Here is a 26,220-nt window from a genome sequence, read left to right on the forward strand (position 1 = left end):
GCCGCACGACCACATCCGTCGCCGATTGTGGCCAACTCAGGAGATCCGTCTGGCCGAGCCGGAAATCCGGTCTGCTTCCGCACAGGTCCGCGGCGGACGGTCAACCCGGTCGCCGGATGTCCTGAGTTGGCCGCACACACGGGCACCGCCGGGGCGGCACACGCGGAAGAGTGTGGGGAGCCAGAATCTCCATCGAACTGATTCGACGGAGATTCTGCCCAAAACGCACTCAAAGACGAGAAAACCGCGCTCTGTCGCGAAAAACTCCGTCGAATTGGTTACGCCGCGCGCACCAGGATCTCGCCGGGCGCGGCCGCATCGCTGCCGAAGATCAGGTGTCGGGTGGCGATCTTGTCGGTGAAGAACCGGTCGTGGCTGACCACCACCACGGCCCCCGGAAAGTGGATGAGGGCGCGCTCCATCACCTGGGTGCTGGCCAGGTCGAGGTGGTTCGTCGGTTCGTCGAGCAGGAGCACAGCGGCCCCCGACAGCAAGCACTGTGCCATGGCGACGCGGGCCCGCTGCCCACCGGAGAGGTTGCCGATCTTCTGCTTGAGGTCGGCCTCGGAGAATTGAAACATCGCGAGGAACCGGTTGACCGACTTGCGGGTCGCTGTGAAGGCGAGACTGCCCGGCATCGCGTTCACGGAGTGGCTGACGGTGTCATCGTCGTCAAGGCCGTCGAGCACCTGGTTGTAGGAGACCACGGCGGCGCCGGAGGCCCAGGCCACCTCGCCGAAATCGGCCTTCTCCTCCCCCGCCAGAACCCGTAGCAGGGTGGTCTTGCCGCTGCCGTTGGAGCCCAGGACCACGATGCGGTTGCCGCGCCGGATCTCGAAGGTGAGGTCGGTGAACAGCGCCTTCTCGCCGTAGGACTTGCTGAGCGACTCGATGCGGCAGAGCGAGTCCTTCACGTGCAGCCCGCCGTAGATCTCGGTGATGATCGTGTCGACGGGCCGCGGGCTGCGGGTCTTCTTGATGTGCGCGAGTTGGCTGTCGAGGGTGCGGCTGGCAGCCTTTGCGGCCTCGCGGCGGTCGCTGATCCCCTCCGCCTCGAAAGCGAGCAGTTCCGACTCGTGCAGGAACTGCAGCTCGAGGGTTTTCAGGCGAAACTGCTTCTGCACCACGTAGTCGCCGAAGTTGCCGGGGTACTCGTGCAGGTGGTAGTTCTCGACCTCAATGATGCGGGTGACGACCCCGTCAAGGAACCGGCGATCGTGCGAGACGATGATGGCCGCACCGCGGAATGAGCGGAACCAGGCCTCGAGCCACTCGACGCCGGCGACGTCCAGGTAGTTGGTTGGTTCGTCCAGGAGCAGCACGTCGGGCCGCTCGAGCAGGATCTTCGCCAGCGCCGCCCGGTTGCGCCAACCGCCGGAAAGCAAATCGATGGCGCAGACGCGGTGGGCCTCGTCGAACCCGAGGGTGGTCAGCGCGGCGTCGATACGCCGCGGGTAGTCCCAACCATCGAGGCGGTCCATGTCTTCGAACAGCTCGGCCTGGCGGTGGATCAGCCGGTCGAGTTCGGCGCTCTGCGCAGAATCCGCCGCGATCCGGGCGTCGATCGACGCGAGCTCGGCCTCGAGGGCCTTGATCGGGGCGAACAAGCCGTCGAGCACCTCGGTGATCGTGGATTCGCCGTTCAGTTCGGAGAACTGGGAGAAGTAGCCCACCCGGGTGCCGGCCTCGAGGGTGACGGTGCCGGCATCCGCGCTCACCTGGCCGAGGACCAGCTTGAGAATCGTCGACTTACCTGACCCGTTGCGGCCGATCAGTCCAACCCGGTCGCCTGGTTCCAGTCGGAAGAAGGCCTCACGCAGAATCTGGGTGTTCTCGAAACGGATGCTGACGTCGTTCAGCCTGATCAGGCTCACTGTGGCCGTCCTCTCGGGTTCGGTTCAGCCCCCGGGCGAGGCGGACGGCCAACTTTACCGTGTCAGGCAGGCGGTTCAGGGCGTGTGGTCGTCACCCATGGCGGATGCGCCCTTGTGGTCGTCCATGCGACCGAACGTGGTCTCGAGCACGCTGGCCAGCTTGTGCAGCGCACCGCTGACGGCCCCGGTCATCGTGGAGGAATGGTCGGTTGCCGCGAGGGGGTTGCCCCCGGCGGGACGCACCTCGAGCAGGCAACGGATGTCCTCGGTCGTCGCCCTGCCTGCGCTCTCGTCGCTGAGGTGGACCTCGACCCGCGTCAACCGGGAGCTGAACCGGGCCAGAACAGTTTCGACCGAGGACTCCACCTCCGCCACGACTGCGTCCGTGCCCGCGATGTTGTTGTCGGTGTTGACCAGGATTTGCATCTTTGCTCCTCAGTTGAAACGTCGGTTATTCCAGTATGGCGCGCAAAAATGTGCGGCCTGACGACCCGCCGACGCCGGTTATCGGCGTAGGCGCTACCGCTTCAGGTTGGTGAGCTCCTGAAGCACCTCGTCGGAGGTGGTGATGATGCGCGCATTCGCCTGGAAGCCGCGCTGGGCGACGATCAGGTTGGTGAACTCCTGCGACAGGTCGACGTTGGACATTTCGAGGGTGCCGCCGCTGAGCGAGCCGAGGCCGCCGTCACCGGGGGCGCCGAGAGCCGCCTGGCCCGAGTTGAAGGTGGCGCGGTAGGCCGAGGAACCGGACTTCTCGAGGCCGCTCGGGTTGGTGAAGGTGGCCAGGGCGATGCGGGCGATGGCTGTCTGGCTGCCGTTGCTGAACAGGCCCACCAGGGTTCCGTCCTTGCCGAGGGTGAAGGACTGGAGGGAACCCGCCGTGGAACCGTCCTGGCTGCTGATCGTGGCCGTGCTCAGGCCAGCCTGCCCGGTCAGGGCGGTCAGATTCACCTTGACGTCGTTCACGATGAACGGACCGGTTGCCGTGAGCACACCTTCTGCGTCGAGGGTCAAGGCCGTGGAGCCGGTACCCACTGCGTCGGTGCCGCTCGCGGTCCAGCCGGTGGTCGTACGCGCGAAGGTGACCGAAAGGGTACGGGCGGCACCCAGCGCGTCGTAGACCTTGACGTCGCGCACGATGGCGGAGCCTGCCGCCGCATCCGCCGGCAGGTTTCCGACCATGGTGACGCCACCGGTTGCCTTCGCCGGGATCATGGCCTGCAGCGGCAGGATGATGTTGCCCACCGGGCCACCCTCGTTGATCTGCCCGTTGGCGCCGTTCCAGCCTTGCACGATCGCACCGTCCGGGGAGACCAGGCGACCCTCGGCGTCAAAGTCGAAGGCACCCGCACGGCTATAGAGCGTCTCGCCGGCCAGTTGGGTGACGAAGAACCCGTCGCCGGAGATCGCCATGTCGGTGGCCCGCCCGGTGGACTGCGCGGAGCCCTGGGAGAAGTTCGTGGCGATCCCGGCCACCTGCACGCCGAGCCCGACCTGGGCCGGGTTCGTGCCGCCCACCTGCTCCTGGGGGCCACCCGCACCCTGCTTCAGCTGCGAAAGGGTGTCCTGGAACTGTACGGCCGACGCCTTGAACGCGGTGGTGTTGACGTTGGCGATGTTGTTGCCGGTGACGTCGAGCATGGTCTGGTGCGAGCGAAGGCCGGAGATGCCGGAGTACAGGGAGCGAAGCATGGGGTGCTGCCTTTCGGTGGGAAACGAGAACGAGAACGGATGTGAGGTGTGGGTCAGGCGGAGAGGCCGGGAGTGGTGCCGGCGGCGGCGCTCGCGCCCGAGGTGACGCCGGTCACCAGGTCGAGGGCGACGAGGGTCCCGTCGACGGTGACCTGGGGAACGGCCCCGGCGTAGGAGACGCTCGAGGCGGTACCGGTGCCCACGGTGCCGTCGGCCCGCGTGAAGGTGACGTCCTGTCCGACCAGGGCCGCTGCGGCGACGCGCATCTGCAGGGAGAAGTTCTCGTCGGCGGTCGTTGAGAGCGCCGCGAGCTTCTCCATCATGGCCAGCTGCGTGGTCTGAGAGATCATCTGGTTGGTGTCCATGGGCGAACTGGGATCCTGGTTGCGCAGCTGAGTGACCAGCAACGACATGAACGCCTCGGAATCCAGGGTCTGTTTCGGGGCGCGCACGGGGGCGGTCGAGTACATCCCGGCCGGGGCGGCTGCTGCCACTGCGTCGATGGTCAAAGGGTCTCTTTTCTGGGATGGTGGGGTCTGTGTCGGTGGGGTCTGAGGTGGCAGCAGGTCAGGCGAGAACGTCGATGGTGGTGTGTGAGCCGGCGGCGCGCAGGGAAGACAGTCTGAGGTCGGCGGCACGGTCGGCGGCACGGTCAGCGGCACGGTCGGCGGCAGGGCCGGCCGCACGGTCGCCTCGGGTCGCCCTGTCGTCTTCGGCCGGCCACTCCTGGCGGGCGTCGGGTCCGCCCTGTCGGGAGGCCGAGGGGTCCGAGGCGCGGGCGTCGGCCGACAGGGTGAGCTGCGCGTTCAGCCCGCCGCCCGACAGGTCCCGGCGCAGGTCGGGCAGGATGGCCCGAAGCGCCTCTCGGGCCAGGTCCGTGGGCGCGAACAGCTCGACCCGAATGTGCTCCCCGCGCACGTGAGCCCGCACGGTGACCGGGCCCAGATTGTCGGGACTCACGCTGATGGTCAGCACGTGGTCGCCGTTGGCGGCGCCCACCAGGGTGAACAGGGGTCGGGACACCTGGCCGGCCAGTGGCGCGGGCGGTGCTGCCGGGGCCGAGGCCGGGGCGCCGGACGGCACAAGGGGAGCGGTGGCCGGGGTGGCCGCCGTGGCCGGCGTGCCGAGCGGCACGAGCAGGGCGGCGGGCGCCGAGGCTTCGGCCTGGTTCAGGTTCACGGTGGCCGCGCGGTCACCGGCGACGGATGTCCCTGCGGCCGCGCCGAGGCCGGTGGGCGCCGTGAGGCCCGTGGGCGCCGTGCCCGCGACAGTCGCTCCGGCGGAAGATGCCGTCCCGGCTACGGGCCCTGCGGTGGCACCGGGCCCTGCGGCGGTGACGGGCGCGGCGGTGACGGGCGCTACGGCGGCGGGTGCTACGGTGGCGGGTGCTACGGCGGCGGGTGCCGGTGGCACCGGCATCGGGGCAGCGAGAGTCCCGGCCGGAAGCGCGGTACCGCCAGCGGCGTTCGCTGCGGTGAAAGTGTTGGAGTCTGCGGCGGACGTCTCCGTGGAGTCTGAGTCGGCTTCGGATTCGGTGGCGGCGATGGTGGAAGTCTCGGCGGTGCCGGCGGTGCCGGCGGCGGCGGTCGGGATGGTCACGGCCTCGGTCCCGACGGAGTCGGCGAGGGCAGCACTGTTTGCTCCGGTGGCTATCGCCCCGGTGGCTTTCGCACCGGTCGGCAGTGGCGAGAGGCTGAACCCGGCGGCGGTCGGGATGGCGCTCGGCTGCTGGTGCTCCGGGGCCGGCGCCGCGCCGGTCAGGGCGTTCCTCAGATCAGTGGTCGGTCCGGAGGCCGGTTCGGCGGTGCGCTCCGAGGTCGGCTCGGGAGCCCGGGATGAGGTTGACGCGGAACCCGGCGGAGACGCGATCGCCGAGGTGCGCGGGCCCACGAGGGTGCCCTGCAGCACGGACGCGAATGAGCCGGCACCCGGGCGGGCACCCAGCGGGCCACGCGAAGCCGAGGGGGAGGCGGCGGCGGAGGAGGCGGATGAGGACGCGGCAGCGGATGAGGACGCGGATGCCAGCGCCTGCGCCGCGGTGTGGGGCGTCGGCGCCAGCCGGACGGACGTGGCGCTCATCGGGAGGCTCCGTTCATGAATGAGGCCAGTGCGGCGCTGAGCTGGCTGCCGGCGGCTGACGAAGCGGAGGCCGTGCTCGAGGACGCCGGGCTCGCGGTGGCGGCCGGGGCATCCGGAATCACACGGCGGATGGTGTCGATCTCGGAGTCGTCCATGTAGGCCTCGACCAGTGAGACCGTGCGGCCCTCGTAGGGCGCGTGGATGACCTTGTTGTCGCCGGCGTAGATCAGGATGTGCTCGCCGCCGCCGGTGACGATCAGGTCACCGGGCTTGGCCTCGGCGAGGGAGCCGACCTCGGTGCCGATCTTCATCTGGCCCGACACGAGGCGCGGCACGTCTATGCCCATTTCGGCATACACGGTTTGCACCAACCCGGAACAGTCCATGCCGCTGGCGTCTTCACCGCCGAAGACGTAGGGCACGCCCAGGTACTTCTTCGCGGCGTCGACCACGTCGGCGCCGGTGGCCCCACCCGGGTTCGGTGCGGCCGGGCCGACCGCGGCGGCGCCCGACGCCGACGCGAGGGCGTCGGCGAAGGTGTTCGCCGAGGTGCTCGCGCCCGCCCCGGCGGTGGCGCTGCCGGCTGCGGCAGTGGCCTGCGCCTTCTGGGCGTTCGCCCCGGCCGAGAGCTGAACGAGTGTCGCCTGGATCTCGCTGACCCGGCTCATCGCCGCGATCATGGTCATCGCGGGTCACCGCCCGCGCCCCGGTTGCGGTGCCAGCCGGTCGACGCAATCTCGTCGAGGATGGTCTGTTCGCGGTGCAGGTCGTTGGCCGCGACCAAGGCTCCGTGCCTGCCCTCGAGCTTCTCCAACCGCACCGTATCGGCACGGGTCGCTTCGAAGGCGACCTGCGCCTCGCCGACGGCAACCTGGTAGTTGCGGCCGAGGGCCTCCATGTCGGCCAACATGCTGTGCGCCGAGGCGCGGGCGGAGGCGATCGCCGACAGCGTGTCAGCCCCGCTGGCCAGACTCGGCGCGTGCCGCAGAGTGGCCCTGGTCGCGGCCCGGCGAGCCGCGTTCGCCTGAACGACCGCGTTGGCCTGGGCCAGGTCGCCGGCGGCCTGGTCCTGCTGCAGGTGCCGTAGCCGGAGGAGCCCGGCCAAAGCGAAAGTGCGTTTCATCAGAGCGCCCCCAGCGTTCGAGTAAGTGTCGTGAGTTGGTCCCAAGCGAGCGGGGCCGAGGTCTGGTCGTCCATGCGCTGCTGGAGGAACGCGTTGATGGCGCCCTCGTTGTCGACGGCGGCGTCGACAAGCGGGTTCGTGCCCCGCCGGTACGCGCCGACGTCGAGCAGGTCCTGCGCGGTGCGGCGTGCGGCGAGCACCCGGCGCAACAGGCCGGCGACCTGGTTCTGCTCGGGGCTGTTGACCCGGGAGGCGACACGGGAGATCGAGGAGAGCGCGTCGACAGCGGGGAAATGGCCGAGGACAGCCAGTTTGCGGTCGAGTACGACGTGTCCGTCGAGGATCGAGCGGGCGGCATCCGCAATCGGTTCATTGTGGTCGTCGCCGTCGACGAGCACCGTGTAGACGCCCGTGATCGACCCGGTTTCGTCGGTGCCGGCCCGCTCGAGTAGGCGGGCGAGCAGGGAGAAGGTCGAGGGCGGATAACCGCGGGTGGCAGGGGGTTCGCCGACCGAGAGGCCGATCTCGCGCTGGGCCATCGCCACCCGGGTGAGTGAATCCATCATCAGCATCACGTCGGCTCCCTCGTCACGGAACGACTCGGCGATCCGGGTGGCCAGGAAGGCGGCGCGCAGCCGCATCATGGCCGGTTCGTCGGAGGTGGACACGACCACGATCGAACGGGCGAGCCCCTCGGGTCCGAGGTCGTCTTCAAGGAATTCGCGCACCTCGCGGCCGCGCTCCCCCACCAGGGCGATGACCGAGACCTCCGCGTCGGTGCCGCGGGCGATCATCGAAAGCAGCGAGGACTTGCCGACGCCGGAGCCGGCGAACAGGCCCATCCGCTGTCCCTTCCCGACGGTGGTGAGGGTGTCGAGCACGCGCACACCCAACTGGAGCGGCGTCTGGATGCGGGAGCGGGCCATCGCGGAGGGGCTGTCGTGATCGAGGCCGACGAACCGGGCACCGGAGAGAGGGCCTTTGCCGTCGATGGGCCGGCCGAGGCCGTCGATGACGCGCCCGAACAGGCCGGCGCCGGTGGGCACGAGGTGCGGGGTTCCGTCCGAGCGCACGGGCGCGCCGATCCGAATACCGGTCATCCGGCCGAGCGGCATGCACCGGATGCCGCCCTGCGTCGTGGCGACCACCTCGGCGTCGATCTCCCCGCCGTCGCCGACCGTGACCAGATCGCCGATCGCGGAATTGAGCCCGCGCACCTCCAGACCGAGACCGACGATCGAAGAGACGACGCCCACCCGCTGGGGCCGCGCGGCGTCGAGGGCGGAGCGGATCTTTCCCGCGCGCGGACGCCAGGCGGGGGCCTGCGCCAGGGTCACGACCGGGCTCCGGTGAGTGCGGCCTTCGCGCGGGTAAGCGCGGTGCCGATCCGGGCGTCAAGGAATCCATCGGGGAACTCGGCGATCGCGTCGCCACGGGCGAGGTCGGCGTCCGCCGTGAAGTCCACGCCGGCATCCGCGCGGGTGATCAGGTCGATCAGAGCAAGGTCGGCGGGGTTCATCCGCACGGAGTGCGGGCGAACGGTACCGAGTGCGCCGGTGGTGACGGTCGCACCGGTCACTCCGGTCGCGAGGGCGCGGCCCAGTGCGGCCCGCGCCGAGGCGTCGGCGTCGCCGAGTGAGTAGCCGAGGATCGCTTCGGCCAGCTCCAGCGCGGTCGCGACAAGGGTGTCCTCCGCCTCCTGGATCACCGGAACGGTTCGCTCGTGCAGCGCGGCGGCGGCGGCACCCAGCAGCGCGACCGCCCGGTCGATCCGCGCCTGGCCGATGGCACCGGCGGCGGCCTGCTCGGCGTCGAGCCGCGCGATCCGGGCATCCACCTCGGCGGCGGCCGCCCGGAGTCCCGCGGTGTAGCCGGCGGCGTGCCCCCGGGCCCGGGAGGCGTCGCCGCCTGCGCCCCGCTCGCCCTGCAGGCTGGGGAAGGTCACGGCGGAGAAGTTCGACCGGGCGGTCGCTGCGTCAAACAACATAGTCGTCCTCCTCGGCACGTTGCACGGTGATGCTCCCCTGCGCCTCGAGGTCGCGGATGGCCCGCACGATCGTGGCGCGCGCTTCCTCGACCTGCGACACCCGCACGGGCGCCATGGCTTTGACCTCGTCGTCGAGGATCTCCCGGTTGCGCTCGGACAGGTTGGTGCGAATGATCGAGACCACAGCGTCCGCGGAGCCCTTCATGGCGATGGCGAGGATGCCCGCGTCGATGCCGCGGAGCACCTGCTGTACGTCTCGGTTTTCGAGCTTGACGATGTCGGCGAAGGTCAGCATCCGTGACCGGACCTCTTCGGCCAGGGCCGGATCGCGCGCATCGAGGGCTTCGAGAAGGGCGCGTTCGGTGGCCACATCGGCCCGGTTGATGATCTCGACGAGCGGCTGGATGCCGCCGACGATCTCCACCGAGTCGCGGGAGGAGGCGACGGCGCCGACCCGGGCCTTGAGGGTCTCGGTGACCACGCGCACGGCCTCGGGGGTGGCCGTACCCATGCCGGCGATGCACTGCGCCACCTCCGCGCGCAGGTCGGCGTCGAGGCCGCCGAGCACGGCGGAGGCGTGACCGGGGCGCAGGTGCGCGAGCACGAGCGCGATGGTCTGGGGCAATTCGCCGTCAAGCAGGGTGAGGATCTGCAACGGCTCGGCGGCGTCGAGAAACTCGAAGGCCTTGCCGGCCATCGACGAGGCCACCTTGACCATGACGCCGGCCGCTCGTTCCGCGCCGAAGGATGCCTCAAGCAGGCCGATCGCGTAGGCGTGACCGCCGCGCCGGGTATGGGCACCCTTGACCGTGAGTTCGTGGAACTCCAGAACGGTGGTTTCGGTCACCTCCGGGTCGACCCGGCGCAACTGCACCATCTCCGCGGCGATATCGGCCGCCTCGGCCTCGGTGAACTGCTTCATCACTTCGGTGGCGCGCTGGTGCTCCATGCTCATCAGCACCACGGCGACCTTCTGCGTGCCGGTCAGGGCCGGCTGGGCGTCGATCATGCGGGCTGCCGGTCATCCATCAGGCCGCGGAGGTATTCCGCGGTCTTCGCGGGGTCACGCTGAGCGAGTGCGTCGATCTCCACCCGCATCCGGTCGGAGGCCGGCGGCAGGTAGGCCACGGTCGGGGTGGGGTCGATCATGATCGGCGCGATCGGGGCGCTCAGCGGGAACGGCACCTCCGGCACGGACAGTGCGGGCCGGACCTCCATCATTTCGTCAAGCTCGATGGACTCGCGGCTCTGGCGGCGCGAACGACGCGCGTAGAGGATGAGCCCCAGCACGAAAGTGATGACAATCCCCGCGGTGATGATGGCGATGCGCATGACCTCTGCGAACCGGTCGGCGGCGGCCGCCGCTTCGGTCGCCGCGAGGGCCGCGGCGGCATCCTCTGCCGCGCCGCCGTTGAAGCTGACTACCTCCACGGTGACCGCGTCGCCGCGCTGCACGTCGATGCCCGCGGCCGAGGCCACCAGCGAGGTGACGTCGGCGACGTTGAGCTGACCCACGACGTCGGCGTTCACGGCCACCGAGACCGTCTGCCGGTTGATCTCCCCGGCCGGGATGGTGCGGGTCTCGGTGACCTTGTTGACCGCGTTGTTCTTGGTGGTGTCCTCGGAGGTGAAGGTTCCATCGCCCTCGGTGCCCGCCGGGACGGCGATGTTGTCCGGGCCGAGGACGCCGGCCGCGGAGCCGCCGGAGCCCGTGTACGACTCGGTTTTGACGGCCTCGTTGAGGGCCGGGGCATCCGTCGGGGTGGTGAACGATTCCTCGACCCGCTGGGCCGACTGGTAGCTCATGTCGGCGGCCACGACGACGGTGGCGTTGCCGGGCCCGACGACCTTGTCCAGCATGGCCTGCACGGCCCCCCGCACGCGGTCCTCGTAGGCGCCGGCCTGCTGGTCGGCGGATCCGGTCGCTCCCACGCCGACCGCCGAGAGCACGACACCCGTGGAGTCGATGACGGCCACGTCGGTGGGTGCCATCCCGGCGATGGAGGCCGAGGTGAGGTGCACGATGGACTGCACCTGGTCGGCGTTCAGGGTGCTGCCGGTGGCCGTCTCCACGAAGACGGATGCCGTGGGGTCGCTCTGCTCCGACGCGAACACGGTCTCTTCGGGGATCGCCAGGCGCACCGAGGCGTTCTTGACGCCCTTCATGGCCTTGACGGTGTTGGCGAGTTCGCCCTCGAGCGCCCGCTTGTAGGTGACCGACTGCTGGAACTCGCTGGAAGTGACACCCATGGTGTCGAGCAGCCCGTAGCCGCCCGTGCTGGAGGACGGCAGGCCGGCTGCGGCGGCCTTGAGGCGCTCGTCGTAGACGTTCTGCTGCGGCACCAGGATCGTCGCGCCACCGTCGCTGAGCTCGTAGGCGACGCCGTCGGTGCGAAGCTGCTCGACGATGGTATTCGCGTCGGAACCGCTCAGCCCGGAGAACAGGGGCGTGAAGGCCGGCTTGGTGGCCCACATGCTCAGGGCGGCGATGCCCAGGGCAAGCACGGCGACGCCGATGATGGCGACCGTGCGCTGGGCGACGGAGAAGGACCGGATGCTCTGGCCGAGGCGTGCGAAGGCCGACGTGATCGGGCGCGGCATCAGGCCTGCATCCTCATGATCTCGTTGAACGCGTCGACACCCTTATTGCGCACGGCGGCCACGAGTTCGAGGGTGACCTGGGCGCGAGTCGAGGCCAGGGTGGCCGAGTGGATGTCGGTCAGGTTTCCGGTTACGGCCTGCACCGTGAGGGTGTTGGAGGTGGCCTGCAGCTGCTGCAGATTGTCGACGGCGCCGACCAGGGCGCTGCCGAAGGCCGAACCGTCGGCGCCCTGGCTCCCCGGGGTTCCCTGCACACCCTGCAGGCCCTGCACGCCGGAGAGGTATCCCGTGCCGGTCACGGACTGGATCGGGTTGATCGAACCGATGGTCATCAGGAGCGTCCAATCTGGAGTGCGGCTTCGTAGGTCGTCTTGGCACGGTCGACGACGGCGGCGTTGGCCTGGTAGCCGCGCTGCGCCATGATCAGCGCGCCCATCTGCTCGGCCATGTCGACGTCCGGGCGGCGCACGTAGCCGGCCTCGTCGGCGAGTGGGTTGCTCGGGTCGAAGGTCAGAATTCCCTCGGCGTCGCCGAGTGCCGTCCCGGCCGCATAGGCTCCGGTGGTGCCTTGGCCGGCCTGGGCGACGATGTAGCGCGCCTGGAAGGCGTCACCGTCGGTGGCGGTGACCGTGTTGGCGTTGGCGATGTTGTCCGCGACGGCGTCGAGCCATTTGCGGTGCAGGGTGAGGCCGCTGCCGGCAATCCCGATGGCGTCGAGGGTCATCAGCTGGTTCGCATCGCGGAGCGCATGGCCGTGAACGGTCCGTTGACGGCCTGCGCCGCGAACTGGTACCGCAGCACGGTGTCGATGTTGGAGAGGGTCTCGGTGTCGAGGTTGACGTTGTTGCCGTCGAGGCGGGTGGGCTCGAGGGAACTGGCGGTGGTGGCGACAGTGCTGCCGCTGCCGGCCTGCACAGACTGCGCCAGGGCATCCTCGAACGCCACACGCTTGGCGTGGTAGTTCGGCGTGTTCACGTTCGCGATGTTGTTCGCGATGGTGCGCTGGCGCAGGGCCAGCCCGTCCAGCGCGCTGGAGAGCGCCGTCATGGTCACGGATTCAAACACGGATACCCGATTCGTCGGCAAAACGAGGGCGGCCGATCCGTGGCCTGTGGTCGAGCAATCCCTGCTCGCTCCTAGCTATCGGCCGGTGGCCGAGGCGCGTAAGGAGTTGTCGCGGAACTTCTTTCCTCACGTTTTCGAGCGGAACCCCGCAACTGTCGTCGAAACGGACAACTGTTGCCCGCGCACGGGCAACAAATGTCCGAGCGGGCAACAGTTGGCCCGCAGCGGCGGTAGCCGGCAACGGGCGAGAGGTGGGCGGGCAGTCAGCCGGCTATGTCGAGGTAGACGGCCTGGTCGGTGTGCTGGGCCGAGATGATGGTGCGCACGGCGGCGAGGTGCACGCCGGCGGAGCGCCGGGCATCCTCGATCTCGCTGATCAGTTCGAGCTGGCCGGAGAGCAGGCGCCGGGCGCGCGTCTCGAGGTCGGCGGGCAGCTGGCCCAGGTGTGCGGGCGCACGCCACTGCACGCCGGTAGAGAAGCGCTCCCCCGGGCCGGCCAGCACGGCGTCGCGCGCGCCCGAGCCGAGGCTCGACTCGAGCTGGTCGAGCACATCCAGCCACTCCTGGCGGTCGTTGGCAGATTCGTGGGTGTCGAGCAGAACCCTAGGCAAGACCGTACTCCCCGCCGGCACGCGCCGCGCTCTGGGCCGGCAGCAGCTCGGCCGCTTCGTGCCAGGTCTGCCGCAGCGGCTCGAGCAGGGCGATGGCCTCCCGGGTACGGGCGACATCCCGATGGATGTTGGCGCTCATCAACGCGTTGGACACGTAGGTGTACAGGGCGAACAGACCCTCGCCGCCCTCCCAGGCCTCCACGTTGAGCGAGGTCGACAGTTCGGAGACGATCGCCTGGGCGTGCAGGAGGTGCTCCGAGGCGACGGCCCAGTCCTCGATATTCTGGGCGATCTCGGCGCGGCCGAGATCGAGCAGCAACCGGTCGTAGAGCATCGTGAGCAGGCGCACCGGCGTGGCCGAGAGCACCGCTTCGCGGTTCAACTGTGCGCGCCGGGCCTGTGCCCCACCCATCATGCTCATAACAGCCATCATCATCCTGTGCTCGAGGTCGGGAGCCCGGCAACCTGGGCACTCAGCCACGAGGACTGTGCTTTCAGGGCGCTGAGCTGGGTTTCCAGTGCGGTGTAGGTGCTCTGCAGGGTCGCCCGGCGGGTGGCCAGGCTGCGGTCCCAGTCGGCGATGCGGTCGCCTAAGTTCTTGACCGTGGACTGCTGACCGGTGATCTTCGCGGTGATCTGACCGTCGTATTTGTCCGAGGCCGATGACGCCGCTGCTGCGACGCGGGTCGCGATCTCCTGCACTGCTGCTTTGACGGTTACCGGGTCCTTGGCGAGGGCCGCGGCGAACTTGGCCGCGTCGAACTCCATGGTGCCGGATCGGGTGATGCTGATGCCGTACTCCGACGGCGAGTGCCCGTTGATCGGTGCCGAGGCGGCCGTGAGAATGCGCTGCTTGACGTCGCGCACGGTGCTGTCGCTGGTGAAGATGCCGGCCGACAACACGGCGGCCCCCGACGCGTTGGTGCTGTTGACGACCGCGGACTTGGTGGAGATCAGCGCGAAGACGCCGTTCAGGGAGCTGACCAGACCCGAGGCCAGGGAGCCGATCTGCGCGTCGTCACGAGCGACCTTGATGGTGACGGGGTCAACGGAGACGGCGGATACCGTGATCGCGACGCCGGGCAGCAGGTTCGCGAACGTGTTGGTGGCCGAGGTGATCGTCTGGGCGGCGGTGCTACCGGCCCACAGGGTGACGCTGGCGTCCTGGGCGGTGCGGATGACGGCGGCACCCGCGGCGGCCAGCAAATCGGGCGCGCTGTTCGCCGTGACCTCGGCGGCGGTGCCCTGATAGACACTGAAGGCCTTGGCCGCACCGGAGTCATTCCCGGTGAACTGGAGCCGGTACTGAGCGACGCCGCCGGCATCCACTCCGGACGCGACCTTCGTGGCGGTAACTCCGGTGTTGGCGGCGTTGATGGCCGTGGCGACGGCGTCGAGAGAGGTCGAGCTGACGGAGATCTCGGTCGTGACACCGCCGGAGACGATGGTCAGCACGGCCGGGTCGGCGGGCCAGGCGGTCATGGCCGCGGAGACGCCGACCTGGCTGCGAGCGAGGTTGGTGACGACGACGTCGAGTTGCCCGGCGCTGGCGTTGGCCGAGACCGCCGTCGTGACGGTGGGAGAGGTACTGGTGGCCGAATAGAGGTCGAGTGCGGCCGGCTTCGCGGCCTTGCCGGCCAGATCGGCCAGGCCGGCGATCTGGGTGTTGAGGCCCTGCAGCGCCGAGATCAGGTTCTGCGACGAGGAGACCTTGGCCTTCAGCAGCGTCTGCGGAACGGCTTCGACCTGCATCAGGGAGTTGATCAGGGAGGTGGTGTCGAGCCCGGAGACGAGTCCGTCGATGGCGTTCGTCATGTCTTCCCCTCCTTACGTTTCTGCGATCAAGCTGGATGGTGCGGGTGTAAACGTGAATGGCTGGCGGCGACCGAGGGATGAGGTCCAGTTCATCTCTTAGGTCACCACCAGCCATAGTTCACCGTGCGGTTTCCCGAAAGGTTCAGCTACTCAGGGTTAGCGGAGCAGCGACAGCACGCCCTGAGCGGACTGGTTGGCCTGCGCGAGCATGGCGGTACCGGCCTGCGAGAGGATGCTGGAACGGGTGTACTTGACCATTTCCTCGGCCATGTCGGTGTCGCGGATGCGCGAGCCGGCAGCGGTGAGGTTCTCCTTGGAGACGGCCAGGTTCTTGATGACGCTCTCGAACCGGTTCTGGTTCGCGCCAAGCTCGGCGCGTGACGTGGACACGGCCTTGATGTTCAGGTCCAGTGCGGCGATGGTGGACAGGGCCGTTGCTGCGTCCTTGAAACCGTCAGTCGCTGCAGTTCCCAGCACCTCAATGGCGGCACCGATAGTAGACACGTTCGTGAGATTCACAACAATCTGGTCGGTTGCAGCGACGCTGCCAGCGCCGACCTGGAAGGTCAGCGACGCCTTGACGCCGTCGAGCAGGGCCGTACCGTTGAAGTTGGTCGAGGCCCCGATACGGGTAAGTTCCTTGCCCAGGGCAAGAACCTCGGTCGTGATCGCGGTACGCGAATCGGTGTTGTTCGAGTCGTTGCCGGCCTGGACTGCGAGGTCACGAACGCGCTGCAGGATCGAGGTGACCTCGTTCAAGGAGCCCTCAGCGGTCTGGATGACCGAGATGCCGTCCTGGGCGTTGCGGCTGGCGACCGTGAGGCCACCGACCTGCGACTTGAGGCCCTCGGAGATGGCCAGGCCGGCCGCGTCATCCGCTGCGCGGTTGATGCGGAGGCCGCTGGAGAGCTTCTCCAGGGACTTGGACATGTCGTTCTGCGTGGCGGCCAGGTTGCGGTACGTGTTGTTGGCCGCGAGGTTGGTGTTGATCTGCATACCCATGATGAAATCCTCCGTGATTGGGTGGTGAACGCCAGGCCATCCATGGCCTGACACAGTGAGCTATCGGCCTCTGCTGAGACCGCGTTAGCCGTTGATCGAAAAAACTTCCCGGGTGTCTGAACCGGCAGGATCGGCAGCATCCGTCGACCCGGCGGCGTACGCCACCCCGCTCGCGGTGGCGAGGCCGAGCATGGCCTGGTCGGCGAGGCGGGCGAGGTAGGCGCTGCGGCGGGCCGGCGCAATGCGGGACTCGGGAACGTATTCCACCTCGGCGTCGTCGGAGTAGTGCGTGCCCAGGCCGTCGCGGAGCAGACGGATGGCCTCCGCCCGCTGCTGAGACACCGCCGAGTGGGTGATTCCGAGCTCGACCGCGATCTCCTTGACCGAGCGGTCGTCGAAGTAGACCTGCTGAACGATCACGCGCATCTTATCCGGCAGTGCCGCGATGGCGGCGTGCAGGTAGGCCAGGCGCTCGGCGGAGAGCAGCGAGTCGCCGGGGAGTTCGGTTCCGGAAACCAGGAACTCGGCGGTGGCGTCATCGAGGGTCGAGACGGTGCGCTCGGAGTCGGACAGGCCGGCGATCGCGGTATCCCGGTCGACGCCGAGGGCGGCGGCGACCTCGTCGACGGATGCCGCGCGGCCGAGGGCGCCGGCCAGCGTCTGCTGAACGGCACGGGTCTCCTTGATGCGGCGGCGGGCCATCCGAGTGGCCCAGTCATTGGAGCGCATCTCGTCAGCGAAGGCGCCGATGATGCGGCGCCGTGCGAACGCTCCGAACGGAACGCCGAGGTCGGCGTTGAAGGCATCCGCCGAGGTGATCAGGGCGAGAGCTCCGGCCGAGGCCAGGTCGTCGCGGGAGAGGTGCCGGGCCTTGGCCCAGGTTTCGGAAACGAGGTAGCCGACGAGCGGGAGGTTGTCGATCACCAACTGGTTGCGTTCTGCACGATTCACACGGAACTCCCTGAGTGCTTGACACCTGAATTGTCCCGATCGATCAGGCAAGGGCCTGGTCGAACGAGTGGCCGGGTAGGCACGGGGACGTTGCGAGAAAGCGGGGATGTGACGCAGGGGTTCGGGGCCCAGGCCACAGAACTTCGCGGCCATGATTAAAACGTAAAGGCGCGGTCGGTGGCCGAATGCGCAACGGTGCCCCCACAACGGGGCCAGGCACCCCCACATCGGGGCGGATCACCCCGCAACGGGGGCCAGGCATCCGGTGTCTGCCGGAATCGTGTCCTCCCTTTAGTGGACACCTTCAGTCTCGGCTGGCAGTCTGAATCCACACCGTGGCTAACCGGGGGCCGTCACCTGCCGATAGTCGTAGTAACAAGCCGTTGACCTGCGCGATTTTGCGCGGACCGGCCGCACCAGACGACAGGCAGTTGGAGGAGACGTGGGCGCCAATGAACTATCAGCGTTGCTGTGGCGCGAGCGGGAGCTCCTCGAACTGCTCGTCTTCAAACTCGACGAGGAACAGCTGCTGCTGACCAACGGCAAGACCCGCTGGCTGCAGCAGGGCACCCGTGAGGTAGAGCAGGTGCTCGGCCACGTTCGGGATGCCGGCCTCGCCCGCTCGGTCGAGGTTGCCGCCGTCGCCCTCGATTGGGGAACGGCCGAAGACGCCACCCTGCGCGAGCTCGTGGCTCACGCCCCCGCCGGCCCGTGGTCCGAGATCATGGCCGCGCACCTCAAGGCGATGGGTGAACTGACCACCCAGATCAAGGAACTGCGCGACGCCAACGAGCAGCTGCTGCGCTCCGCCGCCCGCTCCAGCCAGGAGACCCTGGCCGACGTGCGCGCGAACACTCAGACGTATGACGCCACCGGGGCCGCCGGTGCGCGCCCCACCGGCTCCCGACTTTTCGACCAGATTCTGTGAGGGTGCCGCGATGAGCACCTTCGGAGGACTCAACACCGCCTACACCGGCCTGGTCGCCGCCCGGCAGGGTCTCGACGTCGTGGGCCAGAACATCGCCAACGCGAACACGGAGGGGTACACCCGGCAGCGGGTGACGACCTCCGCGGTAGACGCGTCGACCCGTGTGGGCCTGATGAATTCCGGGGTGCGCCCCGGCCAGGGTGTCAGCCTCGACGGAATCGCCCGCCTCGGCAGCGCGTCGCTGGACGCCCAGGTGCGCGGCACCGCCGCGGTCGCCGGCTACTCCGCGGTGCGGGCGAACGCGTTGAGCGCCGTCGAGGCCTCGCTGAAGGAGCCCGGCGAGAACGGGCTCTCCGCCCAGCTGCAGGAGTTCTGGGCCGGCTGGCACGACGTGGCCAACGCCGCCGGTGAGACCGCGCCCGCCGGGGTGCTGCTGGGCCAGGCCGGCGCCGTCACCACCCAGATCAGGCAGGGGTACCAGGCGGTCGCCGCGAAGTGGTCGTCGGAACGCGGAAGCGTGGACACCATGGTCGCCGAGATCAACGGCGCGGCCGCCCAGGTGGCCGAGCTGAACGCGCGCATCCGTCAGTCGATTGCTGGCGGCGGAAACGCCAACGAGCTGATCGACCAGCGCAGCGGTCTCACCACGACCCTGGCCGCCCTCACCGGCGGCACCGTCGTCAACCGCCCCGACGGCACCGTCGACGTGCTCGTGGGCGGCAACGCGCTGGTCACCGGCGACACCGCCCGCCCACTCGTTGCGCTCGGTGCCCGCACCCTCGACGGTCCGAACGGCCTCACCGACCCGGTCGGCACCGCCGGGCCCGTGCGCGTGGAGTGGGCCGACCGCACCGGCGCGATCCCCGTCGACGGCGGCGAGCTCGCCGGCGCGCTCTCCCTGCTCACGAAAACGGATGCCGCCGGCACCGGCGGCGCCCTCGCCGAAGCCGCCGCGGCGTACAACTCCTTCGCCACGGGCCTGGCCGCGAAGGTCAACGCGATCTATTCCACCGGCGACAACTCGACCCGCCCCGGCCCCTTCTTCGGCTCGGCGGGCACGGGACCGGCCGCGCTCGGCCTGTCCGTCCTGCCGACGAACGCCGCCGAGCTCTCAACCGGGCTCACCGCGAACGGCGCCCTCGACGGCTCCATCGCCGACAGGATCGCCCAGCTCGGCGCCGGCACGGTCGTGGACGCCGCGGGAAACCCGGTGCGGTCCCCCAGCACCGACTGGTCGAACATTGTCACCTCGCTGGCCGTGACCACGAAGAACGCGCTGCGCCAGGCATCCCTCGCCGACCTCACCTCGACCGCCGCGGTGGGCGCTCAGCTGTCGAACTCCTCCGTCGATCTCGACGAGGAAAACGTCAACCTGCTTATGTTCCAGCACGCGTACCAGGGCGCCGCCCGGGTGCTGACCGCCGTGGACGAAATGCTCGACACCCTGATCAATCGCACCGGATTGGTGGGAAGGTAACCCATGATCGCCCGCGTCACCTCCCAGACCCAGATGCGCTCCGCGCAGACCAATCTGCAGGCCAACCTCGCCCGGATGGCGCAGTTGCAGGAGCAGGCCACCACGCTCAAGGCCATCGCCCGCCCCTCCGACGACCCCGCTCGGGCAGCCGATTCCCTCACCGTGCGCACCGAGCAGCGCGCGGTCACGCAGTACGCCCGCAACGCCGACAACGGCGACGGCTGGCTCACCACCGCCAGCATGGCACTGGCCGAGGCCACGAACCTGCTGAACCAGGTGCGCGACCTGACCGTGCAGGGTGCCAACGACGGCGCTCTCTCCCCCGCCGCGAAGGAGGCCATCGCGGCCCGCCTCGACGGCCTCACCCAGAACCTGCTCGCGCAGGCGAACGCCGACTACCTGGGCCGCAGCGTCTTCGCCGGAAATTCGGATGCCGGGCTCGCCTTCCGGGACGACCCCGACTTCACCTTCACGGGCACCGCGACCGCGAGCGTCGACCGCCGCATCGGCGCGGACACCACCGTGAGGGTCGACGCCGACGGCGCCGCCATCTTCGGCACGGCTACGAATTCGATTTTTGCTCTGATCGGCACCATCGCCGACGACTTGCGCACCGGCACGAACGTGGGTGCCCACCTCACAGCCATAGACTTGGCAATGAAGACCGTGCTCACGGCGCAGACCGATGTCGGTGTGCGTCAGGCCCAGATCCAGAAAGCCGGGGAAGCACTCGTGCAGCACAAGGGAAATCTCGAGGCCCAGCGGGCCGGAATCGAGGATGTCGACCTCGGCCAGGCCATCCTCGACCTGAAACTGCAGGAGGTCACCTACCAGGCGGCCCTGTCGGTCACCGCCCGGGTGCTCCAGCCGACGCTGATGGACTTCCTCCGATGAGCGCCGTTTCGACCGCCGGCACCGTGACCGCCGCCCTGAGCTTCGTGTCCCCGCCGCCCGGGCTGGACCCGCTGACCGAGTTCAGCCTGACCGAGATTCCCGGCGCCGACGGCCTGTTCTCGCTGCAGTCCGCAGCGGACCAGCGAACCCGTCTGTTCGTGCTCGACGCATCCGTCTACTTGCCCGACTACTCCCCCGTGATCAGCGACGAGCACGCGGCATCGCTCGGCCTGACCGGGCCGGATGACGCGCTGCTGCTTGTGGTGACGAACCCCGGCGAGGACGGAACGACCGTGAACCTGATGGCGCCGATCGTCGTCAATGCCGCCACCGGTCGCTCGGCGCAGATCATCCTCGATGGCCAGGACTGGCCGCTCCGCGCCGAGCTGGGCGCCCGCTCGGCCTGAGCGGACGGCTCACCCTGCCGGCTTGACGACCGAGTGGCTGCACCGCTGGGTGTCGCCCGGCGGATAGCCTTCGGATATGACCCAGGGCATCGATCTGCATTCCGGCGCACACCACCTCCCCGCAGCACTCGACGTTGAGACGCTCCTGGCCGGCTGGATGCCGGTCGACCCGGCCCAGGCCCGGTTGCGAAGCGAATATATCGACTTCGTGCGGGCGGGCCGCGGTTCTGCGCTCGACCGCGACGGCGGCGCCGAGCATCTGACCGCGAGTTGCTTCGTCTTCACTCCGGACCTGAGTCGCGTGCTGCTCTGCTTCCATAAAAAGGGCCGGTTCTGGGTGCAACTCGGCGGGCACATCGAGGCATCCGACCTCTCCGTGGCCGCGGCCGCCCTGCGCGAGGCCCGCGAAGAGGGCGGCATCGCCGAACTCAGTCCTCTCGACGGCCGACTCGTCGCCGGGACCGGCGACCCGTTGCCGGTCGACGTGCACCGGCACGCGCTCAGTTCGCGGTTCGGGCTCTGCACCACGCACTGGGACATCGGTTTCGCGGCTGTCGCACGGGCCGATGCGATGCCCGTGACGAGCCACGAGAGCGAAGACGTCGCCTGGTGGCCGACGGATGCCCTGCCGCAGCAGGTCCCGCAGGGTTTCGGCGACCGCCTGGCCGTGGTGCTTCGCGAGTTGGCACACCGGCTGGGCGCGCACTGAGTACGCGCCGAGCACGCACCGGGCACGCGCCGAGCACGCGCCGAGCACGCGCCGAGCACGCACCGGGCACGCGCCGAGCATGCGCCGGGCACGCACTGAGTACGCGCCGAGCACGCGCCGAGCATGACGGCCAAGCGAGGGACCGGGCGGCGCCTCCGCGCCGCCCGGGATCGGTGAATGGGGTGACTGGGGTGGCTAGATCGTCTGCGAGATGCAGATGAAGTTGCCTTCGGTGTCGCGGAACCAGGCCGATTTTATGTCTTCGGCCGTGACGACCCCGTTCACCGTCTTCATGCCGGGGATGTCGAATTCCTCGAAGACGACTCCGCGTTCGCGGAGCGTGCTCATCTCGGTGTCGAGGTCATCCGTGATCCAGCCCATCTGGGCGTTCTGGGCCGTGCCGGCGTTACTGGTCTCGTAGATCTCGAAGACCGATCCCGACCCGACGTGATACACGAGGACTCCCTCGTTGGTTTCGTCGGGGTCGAGGACAAGCGCGTCGTGGTAGAACGACTGGGCTCGTTTGAGGTCCGCCGCCGGTAACACGGTGTGCAGTTCTTTCATCATTGTGAAACGCCTCCTTGGTGGTGCAGGTGATTCGTGGCGCGTGTGGAGGGGTAGACGTTGAAGCCGCCGCGTATCGGGCATCCCGCGCCGCACTGGATGTCGATCAGGGCGTGCTTCCGAGGCGGAGAGCCGACTGTCGGTGAAGCGGTGAGCGCGAATCGTGGCCGGAACTCCTCGCCCAGCAGGGGTAGGTTGACCACCCCGGCGGGCGTTGACTTTTCGCTTTTTCCACCTCAAACATACGCCGAAGGCCCGCCCGAGTGAAGAGCCGTTTTCGGTGGCCAGCCCCGGTGGTCGGCCCGGTGGTCGGCCCGGTGGTCGAGCTTGTCGAGACCCGGTGCGTCGACCTCCAGAGGTTCGCCGGGGCATCCGTCGCGGTCGAATTCGCTGACCGCGGAGATTCTCGCGACACGCCGGGCAACCGGCGACCACAACCGGTGTTTTGCCAGAAATCTCCGCGTTTACGTGACAACGGATGCGTGCCGCCGGCCCAGTAGCGGATGCCCGCAGCGGGCCCTGGGCGCATTGCTCTACTCCTCCACAATACGGGTGCGATCAGGTTATCCACAGGGTACTGACGGGTGCCGATCTGGCCCCACGAATGTCAGTGGCCGCCCGTAACGTGTGACTCATGAAGCCCTCCTACCGTGAGCAGCTAGAACGCCTGGGTCGTCACTTCGATGCGATCCGGGAGACGCAGGCGGAGTCCGCCCGGGTCGACGCCCGCCTGGCCGAGCAGGTCGATCAGGCCCGCCGGTTCGCCGAGGTACTGGCCCTGGACGCGGTCCAGGCAGCCAAAGACAAGGCTCGGGAAGGTCCTCCGGCCATATCCGGGGTCACGGCCGGGGTGCCTCGTGCCCGGTGGGATGCCGCCATGGTCGCCAAACGGGAGTTCGTCACCGAGCTGGCGTGCACCCTGCGGCTGCCGGTGCGCTCGACCGAGACCCTGATCGCCGAAAGCCAGACCCTGATGAATGAGCTGCCCGCCACCCGGGCCGCGCTGCAGGACGGGTCGATCACGTACCGGCACGCGCAGGCGATCATGAACCAGGCCTGGTCACTCCCCGCCGAGGCACTGGCCGGGTTCGAAGAGGCGCTGTTGAAATCCGCTCCGCACCTGACCGTGGCCAACCTGAAGTACAAGGCACGCGTCATGCGGGAACGGCAGCACCCGGAGTCGATCACAGCCCGGCACCAGAAATCGGTGGCCGACCGCAAAGTGGTCTTCGAGCCGGAGCCCGACGGGATGGCGTCGCTGTACTGGTTCGACTCGGCGGAGAAGGTGAAGGCCGGGTACGACCGCCTCACCGTGATGGGGATGAGCCTGCAGGGCCCGAACGAGACCCGCGCGTTGACGCAGCTGCGGGCGGACGTCTTCGAAGACCTCATCCTCGACGGGGTCACCGCCTCCGGGGTGGGCAAGGGAATCCGGGGCTCGGTGCACGTGACCGTCCCGGTGATGACGCTCCTCGGCCACTCCGAGGAACCCGGGCACCTCGAGGGATACGGACCGATCGCCCCCGACACCGCACGCGAGATCGCGGCTCGGGCACCCGGCTTCATCCGAGTCCTGATCCACCCGGAGACGGGAGTGGTGCTCTCGGTCGGGCGCACCCGCTACAAGGTGCCGAAGGAACTGCGACGGTACCTCCGGGTGCGAGACGAAACCTGCCGGTGGCCGGGCTGCCGCCGGGCGGCGACACAGTGCGACATCGACCACACCCTCGACTGGCAGTTCGACGGGCTGACGGAGCACGGCAACCTGGCGCATCTGTGTCCGGCCGACCATGCGCTGAAGTCAGAGACCCGGTGGACCTACATGCACCTGTCGGACGGCACGCTGAAGTGGACATCGCCGACCGGGCGCACGTTCATCAGTGAGCCGGCCACGATCATCCGTGCGCCGGAGCGTCGACCGAAGCCGGGGCCGCATCCGCCGCCGAGGCCTTCATCTGACGCGAGGTCTCGGCCACCCGAAGCGGACGAGCCGCCACCGTTCTGATGTTCCACCGTTTTGATGCCCTGATGCTCGCAGCGTCGGACGCGCTCAGCGACCGACTCAGTGCGCGGCGTCGACGAATTTCAACCCGACGACGCACCCCACCAGGCCGAGGATGAGCACAATCTTCAGCAGGGAGGCCGGCTCGGCGCCGAAGACCATGGCGTAGAGCACGGTGAGCGCCGCGCCGATCCCGACCCAGACGGCATACGCGGTCCCGGTCGAGATGTCCCGCATGGCAAAGGCCAGCCCGCCCATGCTGAGCACGAGTGCCACCGCGAACACGACGGATGGCCACAGTCGGGTGAACCCGTCCGACTTACCGAGCGCCGTGGCCCAAACGGCTTCCAGAACCCCGGACACAATAAGGATGATCCACGACATGACAACAGCTCCCGTGGCCAGTCTTGTCGCGTGCCGGGTACTGAACCGTCGTCCGGAGCCGCGTCGCGCGGCCTCCGACCACCCTAGCCTCCGAGCCTGCGCGATCCCTGCGCAGACCTACACAAGCCCTACACAAGCCCTACACGAGCCCTACCCCGCGAGCAGAGCCGCCTCGAACGCCACCCACGGCAGCATCGCGCACTTGACGCGGGCCGGGTAGCGGGAGACGCCGGCGAAGGCGGCAGCGTCACCGAGCACCTCCTCGTCGGGCTCGATCGTGCCGCGCGAGCGCAGCATCTCGCGGAAGGTATTCAGCACGGCCCGCGCGGTGGCGACGTTCTCGCCCCGCACGATGTCGTGCAGCACGGATGCCGAGGCCATCGAAATCGAGCATCCGTCGCCGGCCCAGGCGAACTCCTCGATCACGACATCGTCGGCAGGCTCGCCGGCCGACGCGGGCGAGCCGCCGGATTCACCGGCACGCAGGCCGATGCGCACGGTTACCTCGTCCCCGCAGGTCGTGTTCACCTGGTGCGACTCCGTCACGCGCGACCCGGAACCCGCACCGGCAGGAGAAGCAGCGCCAAGAGAAGCACCGGCAGCAGTCCCGGCTGCCTCGAGCGGTGGCAGCCCCTCCGCCGAGGCACCGTTCCGGGACTTGGCGTGGTCGAGGATGATCTGCTGGTAGAGCTGCTGCATGGCACTTTGGGTCATGACTTCACTCCGAAGAACGGGGCAACCTCGGCCAGGGTCGCCAGGAACCGGTCCACCTCGTCGGTGGTCGTGTACAGGTAGGTGCTCGCCCGCGTCGACGCGGTCACGCCGAGCCGGCGGTGCAGCGGCTGGGCGCAATGGTGCCCGACGCGCACCGCGATACCGGCCTCGTCGAGGTACTGACCGACATCGTGGGCGTGCACCCCGGCCAGGTCGAAACTGGCCAGACCAATGCGGTCGACTCCGGCCGGCGGCCCGAGCAGACGCACCCCGGGGATGCCGACGAGCCCAGCCACGAGGCGCTGCCCCATTTCGGCCTCGCGCGCGGCGATGCGTTCCATCCCGGTCTCGGTCAGGTACTCCACCGCGGCGGCCAGGGCGATCGCCTGGGAGATGCGCTGGGTACCGGCCTCGAACCGCTGCGGCGGGGCGAGGAACTCGGCGGTGTGCATGTCCACGGTGGTGATCATGGATCCGCCGGTGAGGAACGGCGGCATGCCCGCGAGCAGCTCGGCCTTGCCGTAGAGCACACCGATGCCGGTCGGGCCGAGCATCTTGTGCCCGGAGAAGACGGCGAAGTCCACGTCGAGGGCGGCGACATCCACAGGAAGATGCGGCACCGACTGGCAGGCGTCCAGCAGCACCAGCGCGCCCACCGAGCGGGACAGAGCTACGAGCTCGGCGACCGGGTTGATCGTGCCCACCACGTTGGAGGCGTGCGTGAGCGCGAGCAGGCGGGTGCGGGCTCCGATGACTCCCGCCGCCGCGGCCAGGTCGAGCGTGCCGTCATCTAGAACCGGGATGAACCGCAGGGTCGCGCCAGTACGCAACGCGAGCTGCTGCCACGGAATCAGGTTGGCGTGGTGCTCCATCTCGGTGACGACGATCTCGTCGCCGGCGCCGAGTGAGAATCGTGTCGCCGCGGGGCCGCCGAGGCCGAGCGACGCGTTGGAAAAGGCGTAGGCGACGAGGTTGATGCCCTCGGTCGCGTTCGACGTCCAGACGATCTCGTCGGCCTTCGCCCCGATGAACGCGGCCACGGTCGCCCGGGCTGCCTCGAACGTCTCGGTGGCTCCGAACGCGAGCGTGTGGGCCCCGCGGTGCACGGCTGCATTACGCTGCTCGTAGAACTCCTGCTCGGCCTCCATGACGCTGAGCGGGTTCTGCGAGGTAGCGCCCGAGTCGAGGTAATTGAGCGGATGCCCATTGACCAGTTGATCGAGGATCGGGAAGTCGTTGCGGATGCGGTCGACTTCCTCGTCCGTCAGCGGGCGAGCCATCGCACGGGTGGACGGTGAAGCGGAAGACGTCATATCATCCAGCGTATTCCCTCCCCCGGGC

The 26,220-nt window shown here is 68.9% G+C and carries 29 protein-coding genes and 1 riboswitch; of the genes, 6 read left to right on the forward strand and 23 right to left on the reverse strand.

Features of this window, described 5'->3' with window-relative positions; translation table 11 throughout:
- Nucleotides 1-278: 278 nt before the first annotated feature.
- From E3N94_RS01370 to E3N94_RS01460, 19 genes are all read right to left on the reverse strand, one after another.
- Complete coding sequence (locus E3N94_RS01370; RefSeq protein ID WP_104099146.1) at nucleotides 279-1,874, reverse strand: ABC-F family ATP-binding cassette domain-containing protein; 1,596 nt, start codon at nucleotides 1,872-1,874, stop codon at nucleotides 279-281.
- A gap of 75 nt (nucleotides 1,875-1,949) precedes the next feature.
- The gene (locus E3N94_RS01375) at nucleotides 1,950-2,300 is read right to left on the reverse strand and encodes an HPF/RaiA family ribosome-associated protein (protein WP_104099147.1); all 351 of its coding nucleotides are present in this window, start codon (nucleotides 2,298-2,300) and stop codon (nucleotides 1,950-1,952) included.
- A gap of 93 nt (nucleotides 2,301-2,393) precedes the next feature.
- Nucleotides 2,394-3,566, reverse strand: a complete 1,173-nt coding sequence (locus E3N94_RS01380; protein WP_134569647.1) for a flagellar hook protein FlgE — start codon at nucleotides 3,564-3,566, stop codon at nucleotides 2,394-2,396.
- Between the two features lie 53 nt (nucleotides 3,567-3,619).
- Nucleotides 3,620-4,036 carry a flagellar hook capping FlgD N-terminal domain-containing protein gene (locus tag E3N94_RS01385; RefSeq protein WP_104099149.1) on the reverse strand — a complete coding sequence of 139 codons (417 nt, stop codon included), beginning with the start codon at nucleotides 4,034-4,036 and terminating at the stop codon, nucleotides 3,620-3,622.
- Nucleotides 4,037-4,133: 97 nt separating this feature from the next.
- The gene (locus E3N94_RS01390; protein WP_134569648.1) at nucleotides 4,134-5,645 is read right to left on the reverse strand and encodes a flagellar hook-length control protein FliK; all 1,512 of its coding nucleotides are present in this window, start codon (nucleotides 5,643-5,645) and stop codon (nucleotides 4,134-4,136) included.
- Nucleotides 5,642-6,331, reverse strand: a complete 690-nt coding sequence (locus E3N94_RS01395; RefSeq protein ID WP_104099357.1) for a C40 family peptidase — start codon at nucleotides 6,329-6,331, stop codon at nucleotides 5,642-5,644. Before E3N94_RS01395 ends, E3N94_RS01390 begins: the two co-directional genes overlap by 4 nt.
- Nucleotides 6,328-6,768 (reverse strand): hypothetical protein, encoded by a 441-nt coding sequence (locus E3N94_RS01400; RefSeq protein WP_104099358.1) that lies wholly within the window; start codon nucleotides 6,766-6,768, stop codon nucleotides 6,328-6,330. Before E3N94_RS01400 ends, E3N94_RS01395 begins: the two co-directional genes overlap by 4 nt.
- Nucleotides 6,768-8,099 (reverse strand): FliI/YscN family ATPase, encoded by a 1,332-nt coding sequence (locus tag E3N94_RS01405; RefSeq protein WP_134374482.1) that lies wholly within the window; start codon nucleotides 8,097-8,099, stop codon nucleotides 6,768-6,770. Before E3N94_RS01405 ends, E3N94_RS01400 begins: the two co-directional genes overlap by 1 nt.
- Before the next feature lie 2 nt (nucleotides 8,100-8,101).
- On the reverse strand, nucleotides 8,102-8,755 hold the full coding sequence (locus tag E3N94_RS01410; RefSeq protein WP_134415176.1) for a hypothetical protein: 654 nt from the start codon (nucleotides 8,753-8,755) through the stop codon (nucleotides 8,102-8,104).
- Complete coding sequence (gene fliG / locus E3N94_RS01415) at nucleotides 8,745-9,764, reverse strand: flagellar motor switch protein FliG (protein WP_104099360.1); 1,020 nt, start codon at nucleotides 9,762-9,764, stop codon at nucleotides 8,745-8,747. The genes E3N94_RS01410 and fliG overlap by 11 nt, the downstream gene beginning before the upstream one ends.
- Nucleotides 9,761-11,356: a flagellar basal-body MS-ring/collar protein FliF gene (gene fliF / locus E3N94_RS01420; protein ID WP_134415175.1), complete on the reverse strand. Its 1,596-nt coding sequence runs from the start codon at nucleotides 11,354-11,356 to the stop codon at nucleotides 9,761-9,763. The genes fliG and fliF overlap by 4 nt, the downstream gene beginning before the upstream one ends.
- Nucleotides 11,356-11,688 carry a flagellar hook-basal body complex protein FliE gene (fliE, locus tag E3N94_RS01425; RefSeq protein ID WP_104099362.1) on the reverse strand — a complete coding sequence of 111 codons (333 nt, stop codon included), beginning with the start codon at nucleotides 11,686-11,688 and terminating at the stop codon, nucleotides 11,356-11,358. Before fliE ends, fliF begins: the two co-directional genes overlap by 1 nt.
- Nucleotides 11,688-12,080, reverse strand: coding sequence for a flagellar basal body rod C-terminal domain-containing protein (locus E3N94_RS01430; protein WP_104099363.1), 393 nt, complete (start codon nucleotides 12,078-12,080; stop codon nucleotides 11,688-11,690). Before E3N94_RS01430 ends, fliE begins: the two co-directional genes overlap by 1 nt.
- On the reverse strand, nucleotides 12,080-12,421 hold the full coding sequence (locus E3N94_RS01435; protein WP_104099364.1) for a flagellar basal body protein: 342 nt from the start codon (nucleotides 12,419-12,421) through the stop codon (nucleotides 12,080-12,082). Before E3N94_RS01435 ends, E3N94_RS01430 begins: the two co-directional genes overlap by 1 nt.
- A 263-nt stretch (nucleotides 12,422-12,684) precedes the next feature.
- Nucleotides 12,685-13,032, reverse strand: a complete 348-nt coding sequence (locus E3N94_RS01440) for a hypothetical protein (RefSeq protein WP_134401499.1) — start codon at nucleotides 13,030-13,032, stop codon at nucleotides 12,685-12,687.
- Nucleotides 13,025-13,453 (reverse strand): flagellar export chaperone FliS, encoded by a 429-nt coding sequence (fliS, locus tag E3N94_RS01445; protein ID WP_104171316.1) that lies wholly within the window; start codon nucleotides 13,451-13,453, stop codon nucleotides 13,025-13,027. The genes E3N94_RS01440 and fliS overlap by 8 nt, the downstream gene beginning before the upstream one ends.
- 11 nt (nucleotides 13,454-13,464) lie before the next feature.
- Nucleotides 13,465-14,847: a flagellar filament capping protein FliD gene (fliD, locus tag E3N94_RS01450; RefSeq protein ID WP_134374360.1), complete on the reverse strand. Its 1,383-nt coding sequence runs from the start codon at nucleotides 14,845-14,847 to the stop codon at nucleotides 13,465-13,467.
- Nucleotides 14,848-15,003: 156 nt separating this feature from the next.
- Nucleotides 15,004-15,849: a flagellin gene (locus E3N94_RS01455; protein ID WP_194085914.1), complete on the reverse strand. Its 846-nt coding sequence runs from the start codon at nucleotides 15,847-15,849 to the stop codon at nucleotides 15,004-15,006.
- Between the two features lie 84 nt (nucleotides 15,850-15,933).
- A complete protein-coding gene (locus E3N94_RS01460) occupies nucleotides 15,934-16,800 on the reverse strand; it encodes a sigma-70 family RNA polymerase sigma factor (RefSeq protein ID WP_134419407.1) in 867 nt (288 codons plus the stop codon).
- A 442-nt stretch (nucleotides 16,801-17,242) separates the two neighbouring features.
- On the opposite strand from E3N94_RS01460, the gene E3N94_RS01465 reads away from it, so the two are divergent.
- The 5 genes from E3N94_RS01465 (at nucleotide 17,243) to E3N94_RS01485 (ending at nucleotide 21,215) form a co-directional block, all read left to right on the forward strand.
- The gene (locus E3N94_RS01465) at nucleotides 17,243-17,728 is read left to right on the forward strand and encodes a flagellar protein FlgN (protein ID WP_104171319.1); all 486 of its coding nucleotides are present in this window, start codon (nucleotides 17,243-17,245) and stop codon (nucleotides 17,726-17,728) included.
- 10 nt (nucleotides 17,729-17,738) lie between these two features.
- Nucleotides 17,739-19,205, forward strand: a complete 1,467-nt coding sequence (flgK, locus tag E3N94_RS01470; protein ID WP_134569649.1) for a flagellar hook-associated protein FlgK — start codon at nucleotides 17,739-17,741, stop codon at nucleotides 19,203-19,205.
- 3 nt (nucleotides 19,206-19,208) lie between these two features.
- The gene (flgL, locus tag E3N94_RS01475; protein WP_134569650.1) at nucleotides 19,209-20,099 is read left to right on the forward strand and encodes a flagellar hook-associated protein FlgL; all 891 of its coding nucleotides are present in this window, start codon (nucleotides 19,209-19,211) and stop codon (nucleotides 20,097-20,099) included.
- Nucleotides 20,096-20,506, forward strand: coding sequence for a flagellar assembly protein FliW (locus E3N94_RS01480; RefSeq protein ID WP_134419410.1), 411 nt, complete (start codon nucleotides 20,096-20,098; stop codon nucleotides 20,504-20,506). The genes flgL and E3N94_RS01480 overlap by 4 nt, the downstream gene beginning before the upstream one ends.
- 76 nt (nucleotides 20,507-20,582) lie before the next feature.
- Nucleotides 20,583-21,215 carry an NUDIX domain-containing protein gene (locus E3N94_RS01485; RefSeq protein ID WP_241986049.1) on the forward strand — a complete coding sequence of 211 codons (633 nt, stop codon included), beginning with the start codon at nucleotides 20,583-20,585 and terminating at the stop codon, nucleotides 21,213-21,215.
- 195 nt (nucleotides 21,216-21,410) lie between these two features.
- Here E3N94_RS01485 and E3N94_RS01490 read toward each other — a convergent pair whose 3' ends face one another.
- Nucleotides 21,411-21,782, reverse strand: a complete 372-nt coding sequence (locus E3N94_RS01490; RefSeq protein WP_104099374.1) for a VOC family protein — start codon at nucleotides 21,780-21,782, stop codon at nucleotides 21,411-21,413.
- A 631-nt stretch (nucleotides 21,783-22,413) separates the two neighbouring features.
- On the opposite strand from E3N94_RS01490, the gene E3N94_RS01495 reads away from it, so the two are divergent.
- Nucleotides 22,414-23,784: an HNH endonuclease signature motif containing protein gene (locus tag E3N94_RS01495; protein WP_134569651.1), complete on the forward strand. Its 1,371-nt coding sequence runs from the start codon at nucleotides 22,414-22,416 to the stop codon at nucleotides 23,782-23,784.
- A 57-nt stretch (nucleotides 23,785-23,841) separates the two neighbouring features.
- Here E3N94_RS01495 and E3N94_RS01500 read toward each other — a convergent pair whose 3' ends face one another.
- The 3 genes from E3N94_RS01500 to E3N94_RS01510 all read right to left on the reverse strand — a co-directional run bounded on the left by E3N94_RS01500 (nucleotide 23,842) and on the right by E3N94_RS01510 (nucleotide 26,192).
- Nucleotides 23,842-24,165, reverse strand: coding sequence for a multidrug efflux SMR transporter (locus E3N94_RS01500; protein WP_104099376.1), 324 nt, complete (start codon nucleotides 24,163-24,165; stop codon nucleotides 23,842-23,844).
- Between the two features lie 12 nt (nucleotides 24,166-24,177).
- Nucleotides 24,178-24,241, reverse strand: a riboswitch (guanidine-III (ykkC-III) riboswitch).
- Between the two features lie 74 nt (nucleotides 24,242-24,315).
- Nucleotides 24,316-24,879 (reverse strand): Fe-S cluster assembly sulfur transfer protein SufU, encoded by a 564-nt coding sequence (gene sufU / locus E3N94_RS01505; protein WP_134401493.1) that lies wholly within the window; start codon nucleotides 24,877-24,879, stop codon nucleotides 24,316-24,318.
- Nucleotides 24,876-26,192, reverse strand: coding sequence for a cysteine desulfurase (locus E3N94_RS01510; protein WP_134569652.1), 1,317 nt, complete (start codon nucleotides 26,190-26,192; stop codon nucleotides 24,876-24,878). Before E3N94_RS01510 ends, sufU begins: the two co-directional genes overlap by 4 nt.
- Between the last annotated feature and the right edge of the window lie 28 nt (nucleotides 26,193-26,220).

The sequence above is a fragment of the Cryobacterium sp. Sr3 genome, from assembly GCF_004402835.1.
GTDB lineage: Bacteria > Actinomycetota > Actinomycetes > Actinomycetales > Microbacteriaceae > Cryobacterium > Cryobacterium sandaracinum.